Genomic DNA, 18700 nt, shown 5'->3' with positions numbered 1-18700 from the left:
TGCCAGCCGGCCGAGCTGACAAATTCCGCACCAGGACCGGGAAGCTCCTTCGGAACTGGGGCAGCGTGGTCTCACCAGCCATCGAGAGACACTTGTGGACCGTCCTCAAAGTAACGGTGGACGGCTCTGACAGTGGTGTCCAAGAATTTCTTGGGGACTGCTTCGACATCGACCCAGCAGACCTGGTCGTGCTTGCGGGGTTCGCGGTTTTCGGGTTCGCCGGTCCATTCGTGGGTGGCGAAGACCACGGTGAGGAAGCCGTTGGGGGCTTCGACGCCCCAGGCGCCGTGGATGAGTGGGCGACCTTGAGGGCCTCGGGCTTCACGGTGAGGCCGGTCTCTTCGTACAGCTCTCGTACGGCGGTTTCTGTGATGGGTTCGCCGGGTTCGCTCTTGCCGACGGGGAGGTCCCACATGCCCTGGGCGAATTTAGCGTTCTGGCTGCGCTGGAGGAGGACGACGCGGTTGGTGGCCTTGTCGTGGACGATGACGGCGGCGACCAGCACGGTCATGGATTCGAGGGCGGGCTTGAGGGCTTTGGGCTGGTCGTCGGCGTTCGGCTGAGGCACGGCTGCGTCCCTTCATCGGCCCGTTGATGGGCAGTTTAGGCCAGAGCTTCGCGTGCCCGACTTCGAGCGAGGCCCCGCCGCAGGCGCCTTCGAAGAGGTCGACGCAGTGGTGGGGCCTGCCTGAGGCTAAAGATCCCGAGCGGTGACCGAGGACTACCGCGGAGTCCTAGCGGCGACACGTCATCCACTCCGTGCGACTGCGATCGTCATCTCAGAACCCGTGTCCGTGAGCGATTCATCGGCCAACCCGTATCGCCAACCCAGCGTCACCAGGTGCGCGTCGCTGGAAGCCTTCAGCCGGCGTCGCAAGCACTTGATCCGCACGCGAGCGGTAGCGCGCGAGACTCGGAGTACGTCAGCGATGCGTTGCACCGTTGCCCCTGACGCGATGAGGTTCCACGTCTGAACCTCGATCTCAGTGAACTCACCGTCGAAAGACTCCTGCTCGGGGCGAGGAATCTGCCTGGCGACGTAGGAGGCATGGACGATTGCGGCCCGACCGCTCACTCCGAGCTTCCGGCCCATGTTCGCCAGCTGCACGTTGACGGTGCCTGGTGTGATAGCCAACTCGAAAGCGGTTTGAGCGGTGTCCGTGCCGCCAGCGATCTTGCGAGCTACCCGCACCTGAGCAGGAGTGAGGGCTCGAGGCGTTACGCGAGGCTGGGCCGACACTGCTCGACTGTCCTTTCGATTCGCGTGCACTCGGAATTGATGGGGAGGGCTGCGCGGGCGCGTGTAGCTGAATCCGCGCAAGCGACACGGCCCGCGCAGTTGGCGCCGACTGTGTGAGGCCGCTGGCCCCCTTGGATGAAGTCGTACGCCCGCGACCGTGGGTCTCGCACGATCGGTGGCGGCTGACCACAGAACTGTCCCGTCAAATGCCCTCTACGTATATTCCGCAGGTGATATCACGGGGGTGATATCCATTCCAGAACGAACAGTTGAGGCCATGTGCCCCACTCGAAGAAATTCGAGACCTGACTGACGGCCTCACGCCGATCATTCGCGCACCGCACGCTCGTGGCCTGCGGAACTGTGCGGCACCTTGACTTCGACGCCACCGACAGAGACGCGCCACATGGCGCGGGGTATGTAGCGCGGCAATGGCCGTATCACGGGAGTGATACTCCAGTGCCGAGGTGCGGTCGTACGCTGTCGCGCGGATCAGACTCTTGCACGACCTCATACCCGCGTGAGACCGCTCCTTCGGAGTGTGGATGGGCGTCACGTTCGATCAAGCCTAGCGAGTCCGCGGACGCTCAACCTCCGTGCTTCCAAAGGAATCCACTCTGATCGGAGGCGGAAATCAATGCGAGATCGCATGGCTCGCGGATCGTCGCTCGGAATGTACACGAATTCCGGGCCGGCGCCTGGGCCCCGATGAACAGCAGCGGAAAACTGACCGCGGCCGACGAACCTACCCATACGACGACTTCAACGTAGGCAAGAGGAGCATCGACCGTGAGCCCTGAACGGCTGTGGATGTGGGCGATCGCACTACGCAAGCGAGAGCACCGTTGGCTCGCCAAGCGCGTCAAGCAACTCAACTCGTTCCTCTACCACAACTCGCTTGCTGCTGGCGGAGACGTTAGCCCCGACGTGTATCTCGGCCACCACGGCCTCGGAACGGTCGTCCACGACAACGTGACGATCGGCCGGCGGGTACGTATCTGGCAGAACGTCACGCTGTCAGTTCGTGCCCCGGCAGGATCACCACACCGCATCATCGTCGGAGACGATGTCATGATCGGGGCGAACGCCGTGGTGATCACTCCGTTCGAGGAGAGCCTCCACATAGGGCAAGGGGCGAACATCGGAGCCGGAGCTGTCGTAACCCATGATGTTCCGGCCGGGGCCACAGTGGTCGGCGTACCTGCCCAGGTCGTGCGAGAGAAGACGATCTAGCTGGTCCGTTCCGCATGAGGACGACGGACAGAGCGGAGGGGGCAGGCCGCCAAGGGTGCTGGATGATCGAGATACCGGATGACTTCGCAAGCAGAACAATCGATCGGGAGGGCGAAGGCAGCAGGACTTGGCTCGCGTCCCTGCCCGTCCTGGTTGATGAGCTACTCGAGCGTTGGAGCTGCACACCGACTGCTACAGCAATGCACGGGCAGGTCGGGCTCGTAGTCCCCGTGCTGCGCCATGGCGACCCCGGAGTCTTGAAGATCTCGCATCCGCACCCCGGCCTTGTCCATGAGCCCCACGCCCTTGCCTGGTGGGGTGGACGTGGAGCCGTGCTGCTGCACGAGCGTGACGACTCGAACTTCGCCATGGTGCTGGAGCAGGCAGAACAGACCAGCCTTGCCGATCTCGATGACGTTGACGAGGCGGTGGCCGCCGCAGGCCGCCTCGTCCGTCGATTGGCTGTGCCAGCTCCTCCGCGCCTGCCACGGCTGCGCGACCACGCTGAGCAGTGGTGGCTTGATGAAATCCGCGAGGCAGCAGCGGAGTTGGCCTATCCTCTGCCGCAGCGGGTAGTCGACGCAGCGCTCTCGACTGTGAAGGAGCTTGGCCCCGACCAGCCGGATACGCTCGTCCACGGCGACCTGCACTATGCCAATGTGCTGCGGGCCGAGCGGGAGCCCTGGCTGGCGATCGACCCTAAGGGGTACGTCGGCGATCCAGCTTACGACGCCATCAAGCTACTCCGCGGCCACTTCGATGATCTGCTAGCCGCCGATGATCTGAAGACGGCGCTGCTGCGTCGCCTCGACATCTTCTCCGAAACCGCCGAACTCGACCGAGAGCGCGTCTCTCGTTGGGCCCAGGCGCGTGCAGTGATGTCCGCGCAATGGGGTCGCCAAAACGGAGATCCTGGTTGGCTCGTGGACATCACTGACCAGATCGCCGAAGCCCTGACCTGAGCTCCCGCTGCGCATGCGTTCAGTGGCTGTCCCGCGGATCACCGCAGGCGCCTGGGGCGTACCGGAGCGGCCGGGACCACCCGCACATGGCGGCAACTTCCCCCGATCTTCAGGCCGTCCGGGCTACCGGCGTCCTGCCAAGTAGACGGCCTGACGCATGCCCATATTCCGTTGCTGTGAGCCTTCTGCGAAACAATCATGGGCTGCCATGGAGCGGCCGAGTCAGATCATCGAATGCGGAGACTTCGCCCTGCGACGCTGGCGGGGGCAGAGCGACTTCCCTCCGGCGTTCAAGTTGATCGAGGAGTCTCTGGACCACCTGCGCCCGTGGATGCCGTGGGTCGCTGGGCACAGCGAAAAGAGCACCCGAGACTTCCTCGCGAAGTCCGAGTCGAAGTGGGCAAGCGGCGACGCGTACAACTACGCCATTACCAAAGACGGCACGCTTATCGGCATGTGCTCGACCTATCGCGGGGCCGAACCTCAGGGCTGGCGCATGGGGTACTGGCTGCACCCTGCCGCCACCGGCCAGGGCATCGCCACGAGAGCGATGGCAGCCATGGTCACCGAGATGTTCGCCCTGCCGGACGTGGAGTACCTGGAGATCGCGCACGACCTGGCCAACACCTCCAGTGGCGCCATTCCGCGCCGGTTGGGCTTCACCGAAGTCCGGCGGGAGCCGGTAACACCACCCGCAGCTCCCTCAGACAGCGGCACCGACGTCGTCTGGCGCCTGGACCGCCTCACACCGCCTACTTACGGTGCTCCCGCTCCCTGAGCGACCCATTCCGGGGCATGCACCTGCACGGCCGTCTGGCGACCGACCCGGAGCCGGAGTAGGCGGCAAAGTTCACTGGGGGGAGGCGGCGCCTGACCGCGCCCCGTAGCCTCGCCCCGTCGGAAAACCACGGGCGCAGTCAGTGAACGCGCGGGATCATGAGGCATGCGCCCGGATGACTGGCACCTCACCGAAGACGTCGACAGCTTTCTCGCCCGAGCCGGAGACTTCCTGCGCTCGCGCCCCGCCCTGCACACCGTCCCGCTGACGGTGACCGAGGCGCTGCGTACGCGCGGGGCGGACGCATACGGCGCGGATGCCCCCATCTTCGGCCTGCTGGAGCGGGCGGGTGAGGTCCGCGCGACCTTCTTCCGCACCCCGCCCCGCCGTCTGAACCTCACCCCCCTCACCCTCGAGGAGGCCGACACCCTCGCCGCCCACCTGGCCGGCCTCGGCTGTCCCCTCCCCGGTGTCAGCGCGGACCACGACACCGCCACCGCCTTCGCCGAGGCTTGGCAGCGGCACACGGGTGCGACGCCGACGCTCTATGAGCGGCAGCGCCTGTACCGCCTCGGCACGCTCACGCCACTGGAGCCGCTACCGGATGGGCGGGGTCGAGTCGCAGGCGAGCAGGACCGCGAGCAACTCATGTGCTGGTACCGCGAGTTCGCCGCCGCCATCGGAGAAGTCGCCTCCAGGGACGCCAGCTCCTGGGCCGACACGCGCATCGCCAATAGACGCGTCAGGTTCTGGGAGACCTTGGACGGCACCCCCGTCTCCATGGCGGGCGTAACTCCTGTGGTGGCGGGCCAGATCCGGGTGGCCCCCGTCTACACGCCCGCCCACCTGCGCGGCCGCGGTTACGCGGGCGCCGTAATGGTCGAGGTGAGCCGGGCCGCGCTTGCCGCGGGCGCGGCGGAAGTCCTGCTGTTCGCGGACCTGGCCAACCCCACCAGCAACGGCCTCTACCAGCGGATCGGCTACCGACCGGTCACCGACTTCGCGGTGTACGACTTCTAGATCGCTACGCCATTGATCGTCTCCGGTGGCCGCTGCATACCCAGGAGGATCCGCAAGGCGTCTGTGCGTCCCCACGGCCCCGGCTCCGGAGGATCGGACATCGGCCGCACCCACCTCTCTACAAAGCTCATCAGTACAGCTGACCGCGGCGCTGTGGATGCGTTGAAGCCTGAGCGGTGCCAGGTCGCTGCCGCCATGATCAACAATGCTCCGGGCTCACCGTCGAACACAACGTGCTCGATGACGGCTTCGGGGTCGGGACGGTCCGTCCTCGTGTGCGACTCGGGGACCAGCTGAGTAGCTCCGTTTGAGGAGCGGAAGGAATCCAGAGCCAGCACGCATTGCAACCCCAGGACGGCTCCATTCACAGGGGCCGGCATCTCGTTGTACGGGTAGTCGATGTGCCAGCCGTCGACGGGCTGGCCGGGCTGAACGACGTTAAGACTGTAGTCGGATAGGAGGTGGTTTTCCCCAAGCAGTTCGTTCAACACCGCGGTGAGTTCTGGGTCGGCGAGAAGATCAACGAACTCTTCCCCATGCCGGTACAGATCCCACACGCGTGTGGACTTGGGGTAGCGGTTGGCGTGTTCGCCGCCCGCGAGGTGCTTGGCGAGCCTACGTATCTCGTCGCATCGTTCGCCCTGAAGGAACCCGGGCCAGATCGCGAACCCTTGCTTTTGTACGTCGGCGACCAGGCTGGTCGTGGACTCTGAGAGCGTCATTGAGCGGTACCGCCTTTCGGCTGCGCTCGAAGTTCGATGACTGTGCCTCGGTGATCGTGGTGCGAGAGATCCACCAGCGTCACGCCGCTGTCGAGAAGACCCATGATTTGATCAACGAGACCTTCCACATCGCTGTCGGCATGGCGAACATCGAACGTGCAGACGCTCCGGAGTTCGGGCTCTACAGCATCGTTCGCAAGATCCACCCCTGGTGTCACGATGACTCCAATAGACGTCGGGCGAGGAGAGCGGTGGCCGCTTCGGGACCGATGAGTTCAACAGGCTGGAGACGCAGCCAATCGCCGATCTCGGCCAGGTACTGCTCAATGGCTCTCCCGTCACTCAACCTTGACAGGTCCAAGATCACACACGACGGTTCCTCAGCAGCCAGTGCCTGAGCAAGCCTTCGGAGACAGAACTCAGCCCGGCCGGCGGCGGCCGTGACGGTGGAGCCATGCAGAACAGCCAGCGCCGGTAGGGACGGGGCCAGTCGCATCCACCGCTCTACTGCCGGAGACACAGCATTCGGCGCTATGAGCAAGCGAATGCCACGGTCCGCGATCTCCTGTGGCGTGGCGCTGGGGGGCTCGGCGCTCACCAACACCGCCTGTACTTCCTCCAGGCCAGCACGCGGTGCATCGAGCTCCGCGATGGAGGGTGGTTCCTCCGGCGCGGTCTCGTTGAGGATCAGCGCACTCTTCAGCGGTTCCGGAACCGCACGGCGCAAGGCGTTGGCCTGCTGACCAGAGCCGGGATTCAGGACGAGCATGAGGCGGCGTCGTGGGACGTGAGGCAGGGGCCGCTGGGCCAGTTGGTGAATGACATCGACTGCTTCAGCAAGACCCTTGTGGTTCGGCTCGAGCCGCACTTCACGAAGAGGGCGTTTGAGAGCTTCGCAGACGAGTTTCTCAAGGGCCTCCGGATCGGTCGTCGCCGTGGCACCGCCGTACTGCTCAGCTATTCGAGCCGCGTGCTCGTCGAGACCCTCCATGAAGGAGACATCCGGTACGAGGACGAGATGGGCCTGGCCCAGCAATGCCTCGGACAAGGCATTGTTACCGGGCTTGATGATCGCGACATGAGCCGCGGAGAGAAGTCCCGCCAGCCGAGGCTCGTACCGGCGGACCGTGACGTTTCCTGTCTCATGCAGCGGCTTGCCGGCATAGTACGGGCCGGTGACGAACACGAACCGCGCTCGGTGACCGTCCGCGTGGATTCGCGCTGCCACTTGCGCGCAGGCACCGAAGAGACGGTCGCCGTAACCGTCAGGCATCTGATCCCCACCAGCCCCGCCGTTGACGACGACCAGGGGCTCGTCGTTGGGCGCGTAGGCGGCGCGCATCTGCGCGATCTCGGCAGGAGAAGGCGAATAGCTGAGGTTCCCGATGAAGGAGAAGCTGGTGCCGAACTGCACGGCAGCCATCGAGTCGCCACTGTGCCCTTCACGTAAGAAGTCCTCGCGGCTCTGCGCGATGAGGATCTTGTCGTAGGCCGCAAACCGACCCTGCATGCGGAGTTGGTCGAACGACGTCCCATCGAGGCGACGCATCACCAGTAGCCGAGGGCGCTGGGCGAGCGACTTGAGGGAGAGGTAGCGAGGGTCCGGGTAGGTGTCCTCGATGACAACTGCTGGATCAAGTCGTTCGAGGAGCCGGTCGAGGATTGCGGTGTAGCTGTCCTCTGCCACGGCCGACGACACCCTGTGCAGCAGCGGAAAGTTAATGACCTCGACGGGGGTGTCGCGGAACAGGCTCAGTGAGCTGGCCTGGCTGATGATCACGGGGCGGAGTCGGCCTTCGTTCCTGATGGCCTCGGCGATGAGCACGGCGCGCCTCAAGTGACCGAAGCCGATGCCGTTCTTGACGAGCAGCACGATGGTCTTCATCGGGGCCCTCCCATGATCAGTGGCTGCGGCAGCGGGACTGGTGCTTGGTACCGCGTTGCGCCGGCCGCCGCCGTACCTCTGATTGGAGACCGAGGGTGCCCCATCCTGCTGAAGGGGTCGCTGGTCAAACCGATCTCATCGTGGGAGGCGTGCACAGGGTCCGGCATGTTGGTGAGTATCACGTGGCCGTCAGCCCGTGCGTGGGGGTTCAGCCGTTTCTTAAATCTTGTAGTCAGGTGATCACGCTACGTGTTGGTGCGGTGTTGGTTCCGGACGGCCGAGCCTGCGCCGGGTGCCGTCCTTGGGCCCGCCGTGGCGCCAATCTCGTGATTGGACACTCATCTTTTGGCTCAGCTAGATTTTTCGAATGGCGAATCTGGAAGAATTGCTGCATCAGAGGTTGGCCCCGGCATTCGAGACGGTGGCAGGCGCTCCCGTCGACCCGGTCATCCGACGATCCCAGCGTGCTCACTTCCAGTCGGACGCCGCCCTGGCGCTGGTTCGCAAGATCGGTGGCAACCCGCGCGACATCGCCAGCCGGGTCGTGGAGGCCGCGCAGCTTGACGATCTCTGCTCCTCGGTCGAGATCTCGGGGCCCGGCTTCATCAACCTCACCTTCTCTGACGAGGTTCTCGCACGTCTCCTCGCTGACACCATCGGTGACGAGCGGCTCGGCGTACCGCAGGCCAAGGCCCCGGAGACCATCGCGATCGACTACTCCGCCCCGAACGCAGCCAAGGAGATGCACGTCGGACATCTGCGTTCGACGATCATCGGCGACGCAGCCGTGCGCCTCCTGGAGTGGCAGGGGCACACCATCATTCGCCAGAACCACATCGGCGAGTGGGGCACCCCCTTCGGCATGCTCGTCGAGCACCTTCTGGACATCGGAGAGTCCGAGGCCGCACACGAACTGTCGGTCGGCGACCTCAACGGCTTCTATAGGGCCGCTCGCGTCAAGTTCGACGCCGACGAGACGTTCAAGGACCGGGCCCGCAAGCGTGTCGTCCTGCTGCAGAGCGGCGACGAGACGACCCTGCGTCTGTGGAAGACGCTCGTGGACGAGTCGAAGAAGTACTTCATGACCGTCTACGGCATGCTGGGCGTCCGCCTCACCGAAGACGACTTCTTCGGTGAGAGCTACTACAACGACCAGCTCCAGTCCGTAGTGGATGAGCTGGACGAGCTCGGCCTCCTGCGGGAGAGCGACGGCGCCCAATGCGTGTTCCCCGACGGCTACAAGAACCGGAGCGGCGACCCTCTGCCGATCATCGTCAAGAAGGGGGACGGCGGCTTCGGCTACGGCGCCACCGACCTCGCCACGATCCGGCACCGCCTGCGGAACCTCCACGCCACCCGCCTGCTGTACGTCGTGGGCCTGCCCCAGCACCAGCACCTGGCGATGATCTACGACGTGGCCCGGGACGCACGCTGGCTCGTCCCACCCGCCCGCGCCGAGCACGTCGGACACGGGTCGATCCTCGGCGACGACGGCAAGATGCTGCGCACCCGCGCCGGCAAGTCAGTGAAGCTGGTGGACCTCCTCGAAGAGGCCGTGGTCCGCGCATCCGCGGTGGTCGCCGAGAAGAACCCCGAGCTTGATGAAGAAGCCCGTTCCGCAGTCGCCCAGGCGGTCGGTATCGGCGCCGTCAAGTACGCGGATCTCTCCACCGACCGCACGCGGGACTACGTCTTCGACGTCGACCGGATGGTGTCGTTCGAAGGCAACACCGCCCCCTACTTGCAATACGCGCGCGCCCGGATCTGCTCCATCTTCCGCCGCGCTGGCGTGGAAACGCCGCTGCAAGGTATCGAGAAGCTGGTCATCGCTGAGCCTGCCGAGCGTGCCCTCGCTCTGGAGCTGCTTGAGTTCAGCAGCCTCCTCACCGAGGTCTCCGAGACGCTGGAGTTCCATAAGCTCGCCAACTACCTCTACGGGTTGGCGTCGGCGTTCACGAGCTTCTACGAGAAGTGCCCTGTCCTGCGCGCCGACGGTGATGTCAAGCAGAGCCGCCTGGCTCTGTGTGACATCACCGCTCGGACACTGGAGCTGGGCCTGGGCCTCCTCGGGATCGACGCCCCTGACCGTATGTGACCCGTGGGCGCCTGCTACCGGCGAGGTACTGGGCGCCAGTTGAGCAATCCCGTTGAGGAGTACGACCGGCACCACCGGTCGTACTCCTCAACGTCGTTAATGCCATCGTCTAGGACCGCGCGGTAGACATCGATCGACCGGTACTCGGTGCCGCTTGCCACGAGGGATTCCTTGATGCGCAGGATCGCACTGCAGGTCTGGGAACTGAGTGCGGCGCGCATGGGTTCCACGAGGTCAGCCGAGCGTGGCCCGTCGTAGTCGGCGGGTAGCAGCCACATCTGCACGGTCCAGGGCACGCCGCCAACCCGGTAGCGCACCTCCCAGCCGAGACCGGCATCTGGCTCGTTGACTGCGTTGAGGAACAGGACTCTGTCGACGGCCGGGTCTTGGGCCCACTCGGACACGAGGGAGAACCCGGTATCGACACGTAGAGAACCGTAGATCTCAATGTCGATGTCGGGGGCAACCAGCAGGCCGTACGACATAGCCCCACACAGCTTCGGCACACCGAACTGCTCCCACAGCTGGAGTGGTTGCAACGCGTTCATGACGCTACGCGCCTGCTCTTGCCTCGCGTCCTGTCGTTGAAGGGGGGAGGTGCCGTTGTCCGGCACCTGGCCCGCGGTCGCCGGGGCTGTCACCGATGGGCCTCCACGTACCCGAAGGTGCGGCAGGCTTCCATCAGGCTGTCCGGCACATCCGCGTCTGCCGGCAGGCTCCGGCCGGGCTGGACGACGCCGCTCTTGATGTTCTCGGTGAAGTCGCCAATCCCCTGCACGAACGGGCCGTGATTCACGGTCCCGTAGTTGAGCATCTCGGGTTCCCACGGCACGTCGAGGTAGGCGCAGATCTCCCGGGTCACCTGCTCCGCATCGCGGGTGAGGTCCTCGTAGCGCACGGTGGCGCCGTTGAGGGTACGGCGGGCTGCGTCGAGTTCCCGGAGGTACGTTGTCACCAACTGCTGTGTCTGTGCGGGATCTTGCTCGGGTCTCCCGGCCAGCGACGACTCCAGGATGTGCAGTGGATGCCGGAGCAGGAAGATGTACCTGGCCTGCGGCCAACACGCGGCGAGCCTGCGCCATAGCAGTAAGTTGCCGGGGGTCTTGTCCACCACGATGTCCTTGCCTGTGAAGGCCAGCTCGCGGTGGAGCATGCGGTCCCAGAGCAGGTGCTCGATCTCGTCCTTCTCCAGGTTCGAGGCTTGCATTGCCAATTCGATGTAGGGGCTGCTGAGCTGGACCTCAAGATCGGCCAAGTGCAGCTCGTGCGGTGCCCGGATCTTGCTGTGAGTGTCAAGGATGCACCGCAGGAGCGTCGACCCGGAACGTATCGAACTGAGGATGAACACCGGCGATGGCACCAGGCGATCCGGTGCTGGCTTCGATGGCACAGGCAATCTCCTCGTTTGCTGTCCTGGGTTGGTCATCGGCGCCAGAAGTCGATGGGGTCCTTGCCCGGTTTGAAGCCGTGAGCTTCGACCATGGCCGCAGTCGCGGCGAAGTTCCGGCCGACGGTCTCCGGCTCGTGGGAGTCACTGCCGAAGGACACCGCTGATCCGCCCTCCTCGTACCACCAGCGCACAACCTCGGCCGCGGGCCAGGGGCCCTGGGTGTTCATCTCGAGTGCCCTGTCCGAGCGGGCCAGGGCACGCAGGACGGCCCGGTACTCCTCTTCGTAGTCGTTCGCGTTGAACGGCTTCGCGCCCTTCGGCCAGGCGCGCATCGGGTAGTCGATGTGGGCGAGGACCTGGAACACGTCGTTGCTTTCGACCATGTTGAGGGTCTCGATGAGGTAGGTGCGCATCAGCTCCTGGGCGTTGTCGGCCGTGAACAGGAACGGCGCGTAGTGCAGTTGCCCGTCGACGGTCAGCGAGTGCAGAGATCCGAGGAGCCGGTCGAAGTGCCGCCGCTTCAGGAGCGAGCTGATTTCCTTGTCGAACAGATGAGGCTCGCCGAGTTCCATGCCGGAAAGGATCTTGAGATCCGGATAGCGGTCGCGGCAGCGTTCCAGGCACTCCCAGTACCCGTCCAGGTCGAACAGGCCGGTGTGAGCGTGGGTGTCGATGACACGGACCACGGACGAATCCTGCGCCTCACCAGGGAACGCCCAGGCGGTGAAGTCCGCGTGGTCGGTGAAAGAGATAGCCGGCAGCCCGAGCCGTATCGCCTCCTCGCAGGCTTTCTCCATGACCCCCGTCGAAGCGTCCCACGACCACTCTGTGTGGACGTGGTTGTCCGCCGGGAGAACTTGTCCGGGCGAGGCCTTCCATGCGAAATCTTCCGTAGCCAACAGATCTTCCTTCCTCTGTGCGGTCAGTTGTTCCCTCGTATGCCGAGCGCGCGGAGAACCTCCCGCTCGGGCGGTGTAGAAGCGGAGCGCAGGTGCCGGGCCAGAACCTGGTTGGCACGCACGGTCAACTCATCGAGTTGCGCGGAGGCGCGCACGGTTAGCCGTGCACCGAGCAGGGCCCGAAGGACTTCCACGGCATCTGCCTCGGCCAGGTCTGAGTTGACCTTCCCTTGAGAGCAGGCCTGATGAATGGCTCGGCTGACCTCATCCCCGGCAAGCGCCCCATGGGCCTGCTGCACGGTGAACAGCTCCACTGGATAGGCGGCGTCAGGGGTATATCCGAGGCGTTCCTGGAGCTCGGCGAAGCCCGACCGGAGCTGTTGCACCGCAAGCGCAGGCAACGGCGCTGCGAGCAGCACGAAGGTGTCCACGTCGCTCGTCGGCCCCGCTTGGCCCGTCGCGACTGAGCCGTAGACGAATGCGGCAACTGCCTCGCAGGACTGATCGGTGAGGAACTGATCAATCGCGGATACAACGTCGCCGCTCACTCGCCATCGTTCCATCCGGCAGGCCCGCTCAGTCGAGGAGCGTGCTGGTGCGCAGCTTCTCCGCGGATCTCCGCCAGCATCGGCTCGACGAGCGGTTGCGCCTCGGCGACGAGCCGTTCCACCGCGACATCCAGATCAGCCCGGGTGAGGAGCGGATTACCCGGGCATGTGGCCATGATCGTGTAGCCGGTTCCAGCACCAGCACCCACACGGTCAGCCAGGTCGGCGAGCGAGTGCTCGTCGAAGCACACCTCACCTGCCTGATACAGGGCTGTGTTCACCCGCGACGTGTACGCACTGACGATCTTCGCCGCTCGCTGCCTGCCGACTGCATCCAGGCTGGTTACCGCACTACGAACGCTTGGCGGGCAGAACACGAACGCCATCCGGTAGAAGTCAACATCGTTGAGACGAACGAACAGTCCGGTCTCGTCGAGTCGTCTCTCCAGGTAGCGGACCAGAGCCTGCCGAGCCTCCACCATCGCGCCCAGGGCACGCGTGCCGACGTGACGCAGCAGCATCCAGGTCGGCAGGCTTTGGAAGCCCCGCGATCCGAGGAACGGGGTGATCAACCCGAGGTCCCAGCAGTCGTCCGCCATGACAGTCGTCGTGTGACGGCTGAACTGGGTGAGGACTTCACGCTCCCGGAACAGGACATACGACGAGGGGTATGGGGTGAAGAGGCCCTTGTGGGGGTCGAGCGAAACAGAATCGGCCTGCTCGATTCCACGGAGATGCTGCTGCCGCAGCCGATCGTTGAAGATCAGGCTTCCTCCGTGACAGGCGTCGACGTGGAACCACACACCATGCTTGCGGCAGACCTCACCGAGCGTCTCAAGATCGTCCAGTCCTGTTGTCCGGCAGTTGCCGGCCACTCCAACCACCATGAACGGTGTACGACCGGACGGGGGATCTGAGAGAAGCCGGTCGACGGCCGCCGGGTCGGTCGTGTAGCCCTGCTTGGCGCCGGTGGAGAGAATCGCGTCCCAGCCCAGGCCGAGGTGGAACGCGGCGTCGCTGTGCGAGTAGTGAGCGATCGGCCCTGCCATGACGACCGCCGGCTGGGTGTCGAGCCCTCGCAGGCCATGCTTGCGTGCGGCCGGGAAGGTGTGTCCCAGCGCAGCGAGCATCGCGATGTGGTTGGACAGATGCCCTCCGGTCGTCCAGAGTCCAGAGACGTCTTTGACGCCGCGTAGTTCGGTGAGCGGAACGGTCGTGTACCCGACCAGCTCCCGCAGCCATTCGATGACCTGTGCCTCGACGAAGGTCGCTGAGGGCGCACTGCGGTCGACGGCTATGAGGTTCTGGTTGAGGAGCGGACTGAGAAGGCTGCCGGCCAGGGCAGCCAAGGCGTTGCCCGAGTCGGGGAACGCCAAATACCTGGGGTGCCCCTGCCCGATGGAGTAACGGGCAACGACGTCGTTGACCTCAGCGAGGACGTGGTCGAAACCGAGCCCTTCCCGCGGCAGGGGCTGGGCGATGGACTTCCTCAGTGCGGTCGGCTCGGCGTAACGAAGGAAGGGCTGCTCCGGCTCGGCGCCGTGCAGGAAGTCCAGGCCAACACGAACAGTCTCGACCAGATCCTCCTCATGCCCTTTCCGGGCGCCACTTCTGCCGACGAGGTAAGTGTCCAGGAGCGGCTGACTCACACCGCCGACATTGGTGCCGAGCTGAAAGAGAAGTTCGTCTATGAGACGAGCAGGGTCTGCCGTCAGCTGCTGGTACCAGGCCCGCGTGTTCAGACGCGCCTCAGCAAGAGCGGTCACGCCAACAGCATCCAGGGCGTCGATGAGCCCCTCTGTGCGCATTGCACTGCCATCGCCGGCGCCTGTGCAGCTGGCTCGAATGGCGCGGCAGATGTCGGCCTCCATCGCGGCCTCAAATGCCTCCAGGCATGCGACCAGCGTGTTTGGATCTTCTATCGGGGACAGATGGCTGAAGAGCCGGACCTCACGAGCAACTGGCAGGAAGTCGCCCCAAAAGTGCCCAAGCTCGTGTCCGTACAGAACTCCACCATCACGCCGTCGCTCAGGGCGTCGGTGCTGGCTCTCAAGGCGTAGGGATTGACCGAGGAGTTCTCGGCGTTGCCGCCACGTCACCGTATCGACCGCGAGCAGCGCCCGTTCAAACGAGTCCGCCAGCAGCGGATGATCGTCAGCGATGGCGGGCGCACCGTTGCTGTCCACGGCGAACAGCTCGGCGGCCTCCGCGGCGGTCAGGCTGTCGGCAAAAAAGATCCTGTGCCACAGCAGGTACTCAGCCGCGCGTGCTGGCGAGGTGCTGCTGTCGACGACCTCCTCGAAGTCGATGAGGATGATCTCCTCATCTCGGAGAAACATGTTCCGGGGAGCGAAGCCCTGCCAGATCAGGCCAGCCTCCAGCATCGCCTCGCGAAGCCGTCGCAGGGCGGTAAGGATCCGGCGTCGGCTGCGCGAATCGAGCCTCCTCGAGCGCAGTGCATCCTCCAATGTCTCGCCGAGGTTCGGGGAGAAGACCCACGGGTCCACCGAAGTTTCCGTCCGGACCAGCGCGTACTCGCTCTGGACGGCGAACCGCAGCTCACCCGTACCACTCCGCTCAGGGAGGATGCCGGAGATCAGAGCAGCGTTCCTCTGCCGCTCCTCGACGGATCCGGCCGACCAGACCAGCGCCACCAAGTCACACGAAGCTGGTTCATCGACTCGGAGAATGCGTGCTCTACGGGAGGGGTGGATCGGGACGGCGGTCTGAGCCAAGGGCTGCTGGGCCGCCATGAAGTCATCGAGGTGGGGACATTCAGCGAGCAGCTCTCGCAGCAGTCTCACGATGTCCGCGTCGCCGTCAAAGAGAAGAGGCGCGCTAGCCCGGCTTGCTGACGGGAGCAGGGTAGTGCCAGCCAGTAACTCAGCGGCTCGATGAGGGTCGTCGGCTGCTGCCTCCCGTGCTGCTGCGACGCTTTCCGCCATGGCGAATGCTTCCATCTGCGCCAGGACGATCGAGTACCGGTCGCGGAAGCGACTCGAGAGATGCCGGCTCTCGGCAAGGCGCGTACGCCACGCCTCTAGGCGCTCGGCATACGAGCGTGACGAGTTGATGCGTGTCGGAGCGGTCGTCATGCTGTCACCTCAATGGGCGTGTCGAGACCCACTCGGAACCGTTGCTCCAGCTCGGCGAGGACTTGAGCCTTCAGCCGGGGATCTTGGGTGTGGTACATCGACCCTGGGGCGGCCTTGCGATCGCAGTGGAACACTTCAAGCGGCCAGCCTTCGGGGAAGGCGATATGGCGTTCCCCCGTAGTGCCGACGTGGGAGACGAGATCCTCCCAGTTGTAGCTGAGGTCGTCCCGGTCGATGAACACGTCGAGGTCGAAGCCACCAAAACGATCGGCAACGGGGGTGAACCGGCGCAGGTCGTACGCGATGAAGTGCGTGGACAGCCGGTTGACGGAGCGCACGCCAGGTTCGAGCTCGTCGCCTGCGTCTTCGAGCTTCCAGGACCACTGGTGGTGGTCGCTCACCTTGCTCAACACGGGAACCCTTGGGTGCTTCTCGAAGAGGCGCCGGCAGGCAGACAAGGCGTCGAAAGACGGATCGGTGCGGTACATGACCACGTCGTCTTCGATGACGATCAGGTACGGGGAGCGCTGGTCGAACAGTCTGCGGTGCCCGTTGTTCGATCCGTCCCCAGAAGCTACGAACCGGTCTCGGCGGCGTACTCGCACCTCGTCGACCCCCCATTGCGCCAGCCGCGGGGCGAGCTGGGCGACGGTCTGCGGGGGAGTCCCGTCACAGTGCAGTACCACCTCGAAGGACTCCTGAGTCCCTGCCGTCAGGGCTTCCAAGCAACGCGGCAGGGTCTGGCTGAGCAGGTCGAGATTGGCGTGGAAGAGGAACGCGATCCGGAAAGCGGGCTCCCCGGCCGTCGACTCGTGGATCGGCGAAGTCTCACGGGGCTGTGGCACCTGCGTCACAAGTTCTTCTCCCTGAACGAAGATTGCTTCCTGTCGCTGATCACTGGGACACCTCAAGGGGCTGCTTCGCCGTGCTGAAGAAGTCGGAAGGGTCGCGAGGGGCGCGGCCAACGATGCGGATCCAGGTGTTGAACGCTGCGCACTGAAGGCCGTAGCGCAGCCCTGCGGCGATCCGGGCTGTCCTGTCAGGCGCTCCGAGGCGCTGAGACAGATGAAGCGCGAGTCGTTCACGCCTGTAGTGGGCGCCGGCAAGCCGGTAGTCCGAGCTGTAGTCAGCTGCGAAGTGGATCAGAGCGGGCTCAACTTCAATCCCCTGCTTGGCGAATGTGCACGCCCCGGTAAGTGCATTGACTCGCAGTGGGCCACTGATGCCGATCGGAGTCGCGGATGCGAGAGCCGTGAGATCTTGGGCGTGGATACCTTGCTCGGCGAGTGCCATCGCCAGGAGGGGCTCGTCGGCGATTCCTCCGCGGAAGGTGTGCAGCCCCAATTCGCTGTACTGATTGACCAATTCGCGGGCCCGAGCGAACACTTGCCCAGTTGCATCGGTGGCGTGGAGGAGGATCAGGCCGCTGTTGCACTTCGGTAGCCAGCCTGTACCCGCTGCGCGACACATTGAGGCGACGTCCCCGTACCAGATTTCGTCTTGGTCGGCTGTGACGTCACGCCCGACTACTCCAACGTCGGAGCTGTCGAATAGGTCAAATACTGGCTCGATGGGGCGGACTGCAAGAGCATCGGCGTCCAAGTAGAGGGTGCGCGGGTACGGGGCATACGTATCGAGACTGAGCTTGAGGCGGCAGTCATCGGACTGCCCAGTCTCAATCTTGATCACCGAGTCGTATGCCTTTGTTGCTACACATCGCACGTCGTCGGTGACCAGGGTGCGATGCATGCCGGGAGAGTGGCGCTGCAACGATAGGGCCAGTGAATATGCTTGGCGGTGGTATCGCCTGTGCCCGTAGGCAAGTACCAAGATGCCGCGATCTGGTACGTTGCCTCGCCCGTTGTCTGGACTCTCAGCGATCGGTTTGTGCGGTACGGTTGCCACAAGTCTCCCCTCCCGCCGCTCATTTCGCCGAGCCTGCCGACTCGGACATGCGTGATCGTTTGCGACACTGTCTTGCAGGCCACGCGTCATCCACGTTCTTGGATACGTGCCATTAGAGAGAGTCAAATTCAGCTGTCAGCGTGTTGGTGGCGGACGGCTATCGCCTCAGGTCCGATAGATCTCGTCGTGCAGAACCGACAGGTCGAGGCCGAAGACATTAGTTGCGACAGCGGCAGCGGCAGAAATCTGCAGCGACCCCTCTGCTCCCCAGCCGAGGCGATCGGGAACATAGCTGACTGGTGTCAGCAGCCTCTGGAATGAGCGACAGCTACCAAGCGCGGGACTCCGGCGATGGAACGTGGTTATGCGCGCTGCCAAGAAGAGTTCGGCATAGGTGAGTTTGGCGTCTTCGTCTCGAACCTGCCGATATCCTAGATAGATAGGTTTCGTGATGGTGACCCGATACCCGCTTCGGCACTCTCGGACCAACGTTGCGAGGTAGTCGTATCCGTCTACTTTCGTTTCGCTACCGGGCATTCGATGCCCGGGGCTCTCTCCGTGCTCCACTCCCAGCAAAACCCGGCCGGCGGCGTCAAAGCAGAAGCCGTAAACCTGTCGCACATAGGTCTCGTCCGGCATGCGGCTCGGGAGCCATCGGTGCGTCAACGTGGTCACGTTGTGCCCCTCCTAATGGGCCGTCCAGCAGGTGTTTGGAATACGGACACGGAGCGAGGTGTGTTCCAGTGCGGCTAGTAGCCGCGCTTCCCGCTCGCCAAGGTGCTGCTCGCGGGGAGAAGGTGCATTCAACATCCGGCTCCTGACGCGAGCTGAACGAGCTTGTAAGGATGCCTAGTTCGTAAGGGCGGGACCATCGCCTGAGTGATATCACCGAGGTGATATGTGTGTCCCGAAGGCCGGTGATTGGATG

General features: G+C 64.4%; 17 protein-coding genes and 1 pseudogene. 5 read left to right on the top strand and 13 right to left on the bottom strand.

Features of this window, described 5'->3' with window-relative positions; translation table 11 throughout:
• Positions 1 to 71: 71 nt before the first annotated feature.
• Both ACFYR0_RS14295 and ACFYR0_RS14290 read right to left on the bottom strand, forming a co-directional pair.
• Positions 72 to 511: pseudogene (locus ACFYR0_RS14295) on the bottom strand (NUDIX domain-containing protein).
• Between the two features lie 237 nt (positions 512 to 748).
• Complete coding sequence (locus ACFYR0_RS14290; protein WP_389326410.1) at positions 749 to 1240, bottom strand: LuxR C-terminal-related transcriptional regulator; 492 nt, start codon at positions 1238 to 1240, stop codon at positions 749 to 751.
• 789 nt (positions 1241 to 2029) lie between these two features.
• Here ACFYR0_RS14290 and ACFYR0_RS14285 point away from each other — a divergent pair.
• From ACFYR0_RS14285 to ACFYR0_RS14270, 4 genes are all read left to right on the top strand, one after another.
• Positions 2030 to 2473, top strand: a complete 444-nt coding sequence (locus ACFYR0_RS14285; RefSeq protein ID WP_389326407.1) for a serine O-acetyltransferase — start codon at positions 2030 to 2032, stop codon at positions 2471 to 2473.
• Between the two features lie 14 nt (positions 2474 to 2487).
• A complete protein-coding gene (locus tag ACFYR0_RS14280; protein WP_389326404.1) occupies positions 2488 to 3435 on the top strand; it encodes an aminoglycoside phosphotransferase family protein in 948 nt (315 codons plus the stop codon).
• Positions 3436 to 3643: 208 nt separating this feature from the next.
• Entirely contained in the window at positions 3644 to 4213 is a 570-nt protein-coding gene (locus ACFYR0_RS14275) for a GNAT family N-acetyltransferase (protein WP_389326401.1), read from the top strand.
• A gap of 165 nt (positions 4214 to 4378) precedes the next feature.
• Entirely contained in the window at positions 4379 to 5233 is an 855-nt protein-coding gene (locus ACFYR0_RS14270; RefSeq protein WP_389326398.1) for a GNAT family N-acetyltransferase, read from the top strand.
• Here the strand turns inward: ACFYR0_RS14270 and ACFYR0_RS14265 are convergent.
• The 3 genes from ACFYR0_RS14265 to ACFYR0_RS14255 are packed head-to-tail and all read right to left on the bottom strand — an operon-like array spanning position 5230 to position 7840.
• On the bottom strand, positions 5230 to 5955 hold the full coding sequence (locus tag ACFYR0_RS14265; protein ID WP_389326395.1) for a phytanoyl-CoA dioxygenase family protein: 726 nt from the start codon (positions 5953 to 5955) through the stop codon (positions 5230 to 5232). The two genes, ACFYR0_RS14270 and ACFYR0_RS14265, sit on opposite strands and share 4 nt — an antisense overlap.
• Positions 5952 to 6173, bottom strand: coding sequence for a hypothetical protein (locus ACFYR0_RS14260; RefSeq protein WP_159054492.1), 222 nt, complete (start codon positions 6171 to 6173; stop codon positions 5952 to 5954). The genes ACFYR0_RS14265 and ACFYR0_RS14260 overlap by 4 nt, the downstream gene beginning before the upstream one ends.
• The gene (locus ACFYR0_RS14255) at positions 6170 to 7840 is read right to left on the bottom strand and encodes a hypothetical protein (protein ID WP_389326392.1); all 1671 of its coding nucleotides are present in this window, start codon (positions 7838 to 7840) and stop codon (positions 6170 to 6172) included. Before ACFYR0_RS14255 ends, ACFYR0_RS14260 begins: the two co-directional genes overlap by 4 nt.
• A 367-nt stretch (positions 7841 to 8207) precedes the next feature.
• Between ACFYR0_RS14255 and argS the strand changes: the two genes are divergently transcribed.
• Positions 8208 to 9935: an arginine--tRNA ligase gene (gene argS, locus ACFYR0_RS14250; protein WP_389326389.1), complete on the top strand. Its 1728-nt coding sequence runs from the start codon at positions 8208 to 8210 to the stop codon at positions 9933 to 9935.
• Positions 9936 to 9949: 14 nt separating this feature from the next.
• On the opposite strand, the gene ACFYR0_RS14245 is transcribed toward argS, so the two are convergent.
• From ACFYR0_RS14245 to ACFYR0_RS14210, 8 genes are all read right to left on the bottom strand, one after another.
• On the bottom strand, positions 9950 to 10576 hold the full coding sequence (locus ACFYR0_RS14245; RefSeq protein WP_389326386.1) for a hypothetical protein: 627 nt from the start codon (positions 10574 to 10576) through the stop codon (positions 9950 to 9952).
• On the bottom strand, positions 10573 to 11361 hold the full coding sequence (locus tag ACFYR0_RS14240) for a sulfotransferase family protein (protein WP_389326383.1): 789 nt from the start codon (positions 11359 to 11361) through the stop codon (positions 10573 to 10575). Before ACFYR0_RS14240 ends, ACFYR0_RS14245 begins: the two co-directional genes overlap by 4 nt.
• Positions 11358 to 12224 carry a histidinol-phosphatase HisJ family protein gene (locus tag ACFYR0_RS14235; protein ID WP_186280948.1) on the bottom strand — a complete coding sequence of 289 codons (867 nt, stop codon included), beginning with the start codon at positions 12222 to 12224 and terminating at the stop codon, positions 11358 to 11360. The genes ACFYR0_RS14240 and ACFYR0_RS14235 overlap by 4 nt, the downstream gene beginning before the upstream one ends.
• A 23-nt stretch (positions 12225 to 12247) precedes the next feature.
• Positions 12248 to 12772, bottom strand: coding sequence for a nucleotidyltransferase domain-containing protein (locus tag ACFYR0_RS14230; RefSeq protein WP_389326380.1), 525 nt, complete (start codon positions 12770 to 12772; stop codon positions 12248 to 12250).
• The gene (locus ACFYR0_RS14225) at positions 12769 to 15867 is read right to left on the bottom strand and encodes a pyridoxal phosphate-dependent decarboxylase family protein (RefSeq protein WP_389326378.1); all 3099 of its coding nucleotides are present in this window, start codon (positions 15865 to 15867) and stop codon (positions 12769 to 12771) included. Before ACFYR0_RS14225 ends, ACFYR0_RS14230 begins: the two co-directional genes overlap by 4 nt.
• The gene (locus tag ACFYR0_RS14220; RefSeq protein WP_389326375.1) at positions 15864 to 16721 is read right to left on the bottom strand and encodes a glycosyltransferase family A protein; all 858 of its coding nucleotides are present in this window, start codon (positions 16719 to 16721) and stop codon (positions 15864 to 15866) included. The genes ACFYR0_RS14225 and ACFYR0_RS14220 overlap by 4 nt, the downstream gene beginning before the upstream one ends.
• Positions 16722 to 16761: 40 nt before the next feature.
• The gene (locus ACFYR0_RS14215) at positions 16762 to 17616 is read right to left on the bottom strand and encodes a hypothetical protein (RefSeq protein WP_389326371.1); all 855 of its coding nucleotides are present in this window, start codon (positions 17614 to 17616) and stop codon (positions 16762 to 16764) included.
• Between the two features lie 321 nt (positions 17617 to 17937).
• Positions 17938 to 18447: an NUDIX hydrolase gene (locus ACFYR0_RS14210; protein WP_389326368.1), complete on the bottom strand. Its 510-nt coding sequence runs from the start codon at positions 18445 to 18447 to the stop codon at positions 17938 to 17940.
• Positions 18448 to 18700: the final 253 nt, after the last annotated feature.

Origin of the sequence: Streptomyces sp. NPDC005017, assembly GCF_042873115.1 — a bacterium.
GTDB lineage: Bacteria > Actinomycetota > Actinomycetes > Streptomycetales > Streptomycetaceae > Streptomyces.
Note: the sequence above shows the minus strand (reverse complement) of the source record. Positions and strands in the feature narration are given on the sequence as shown.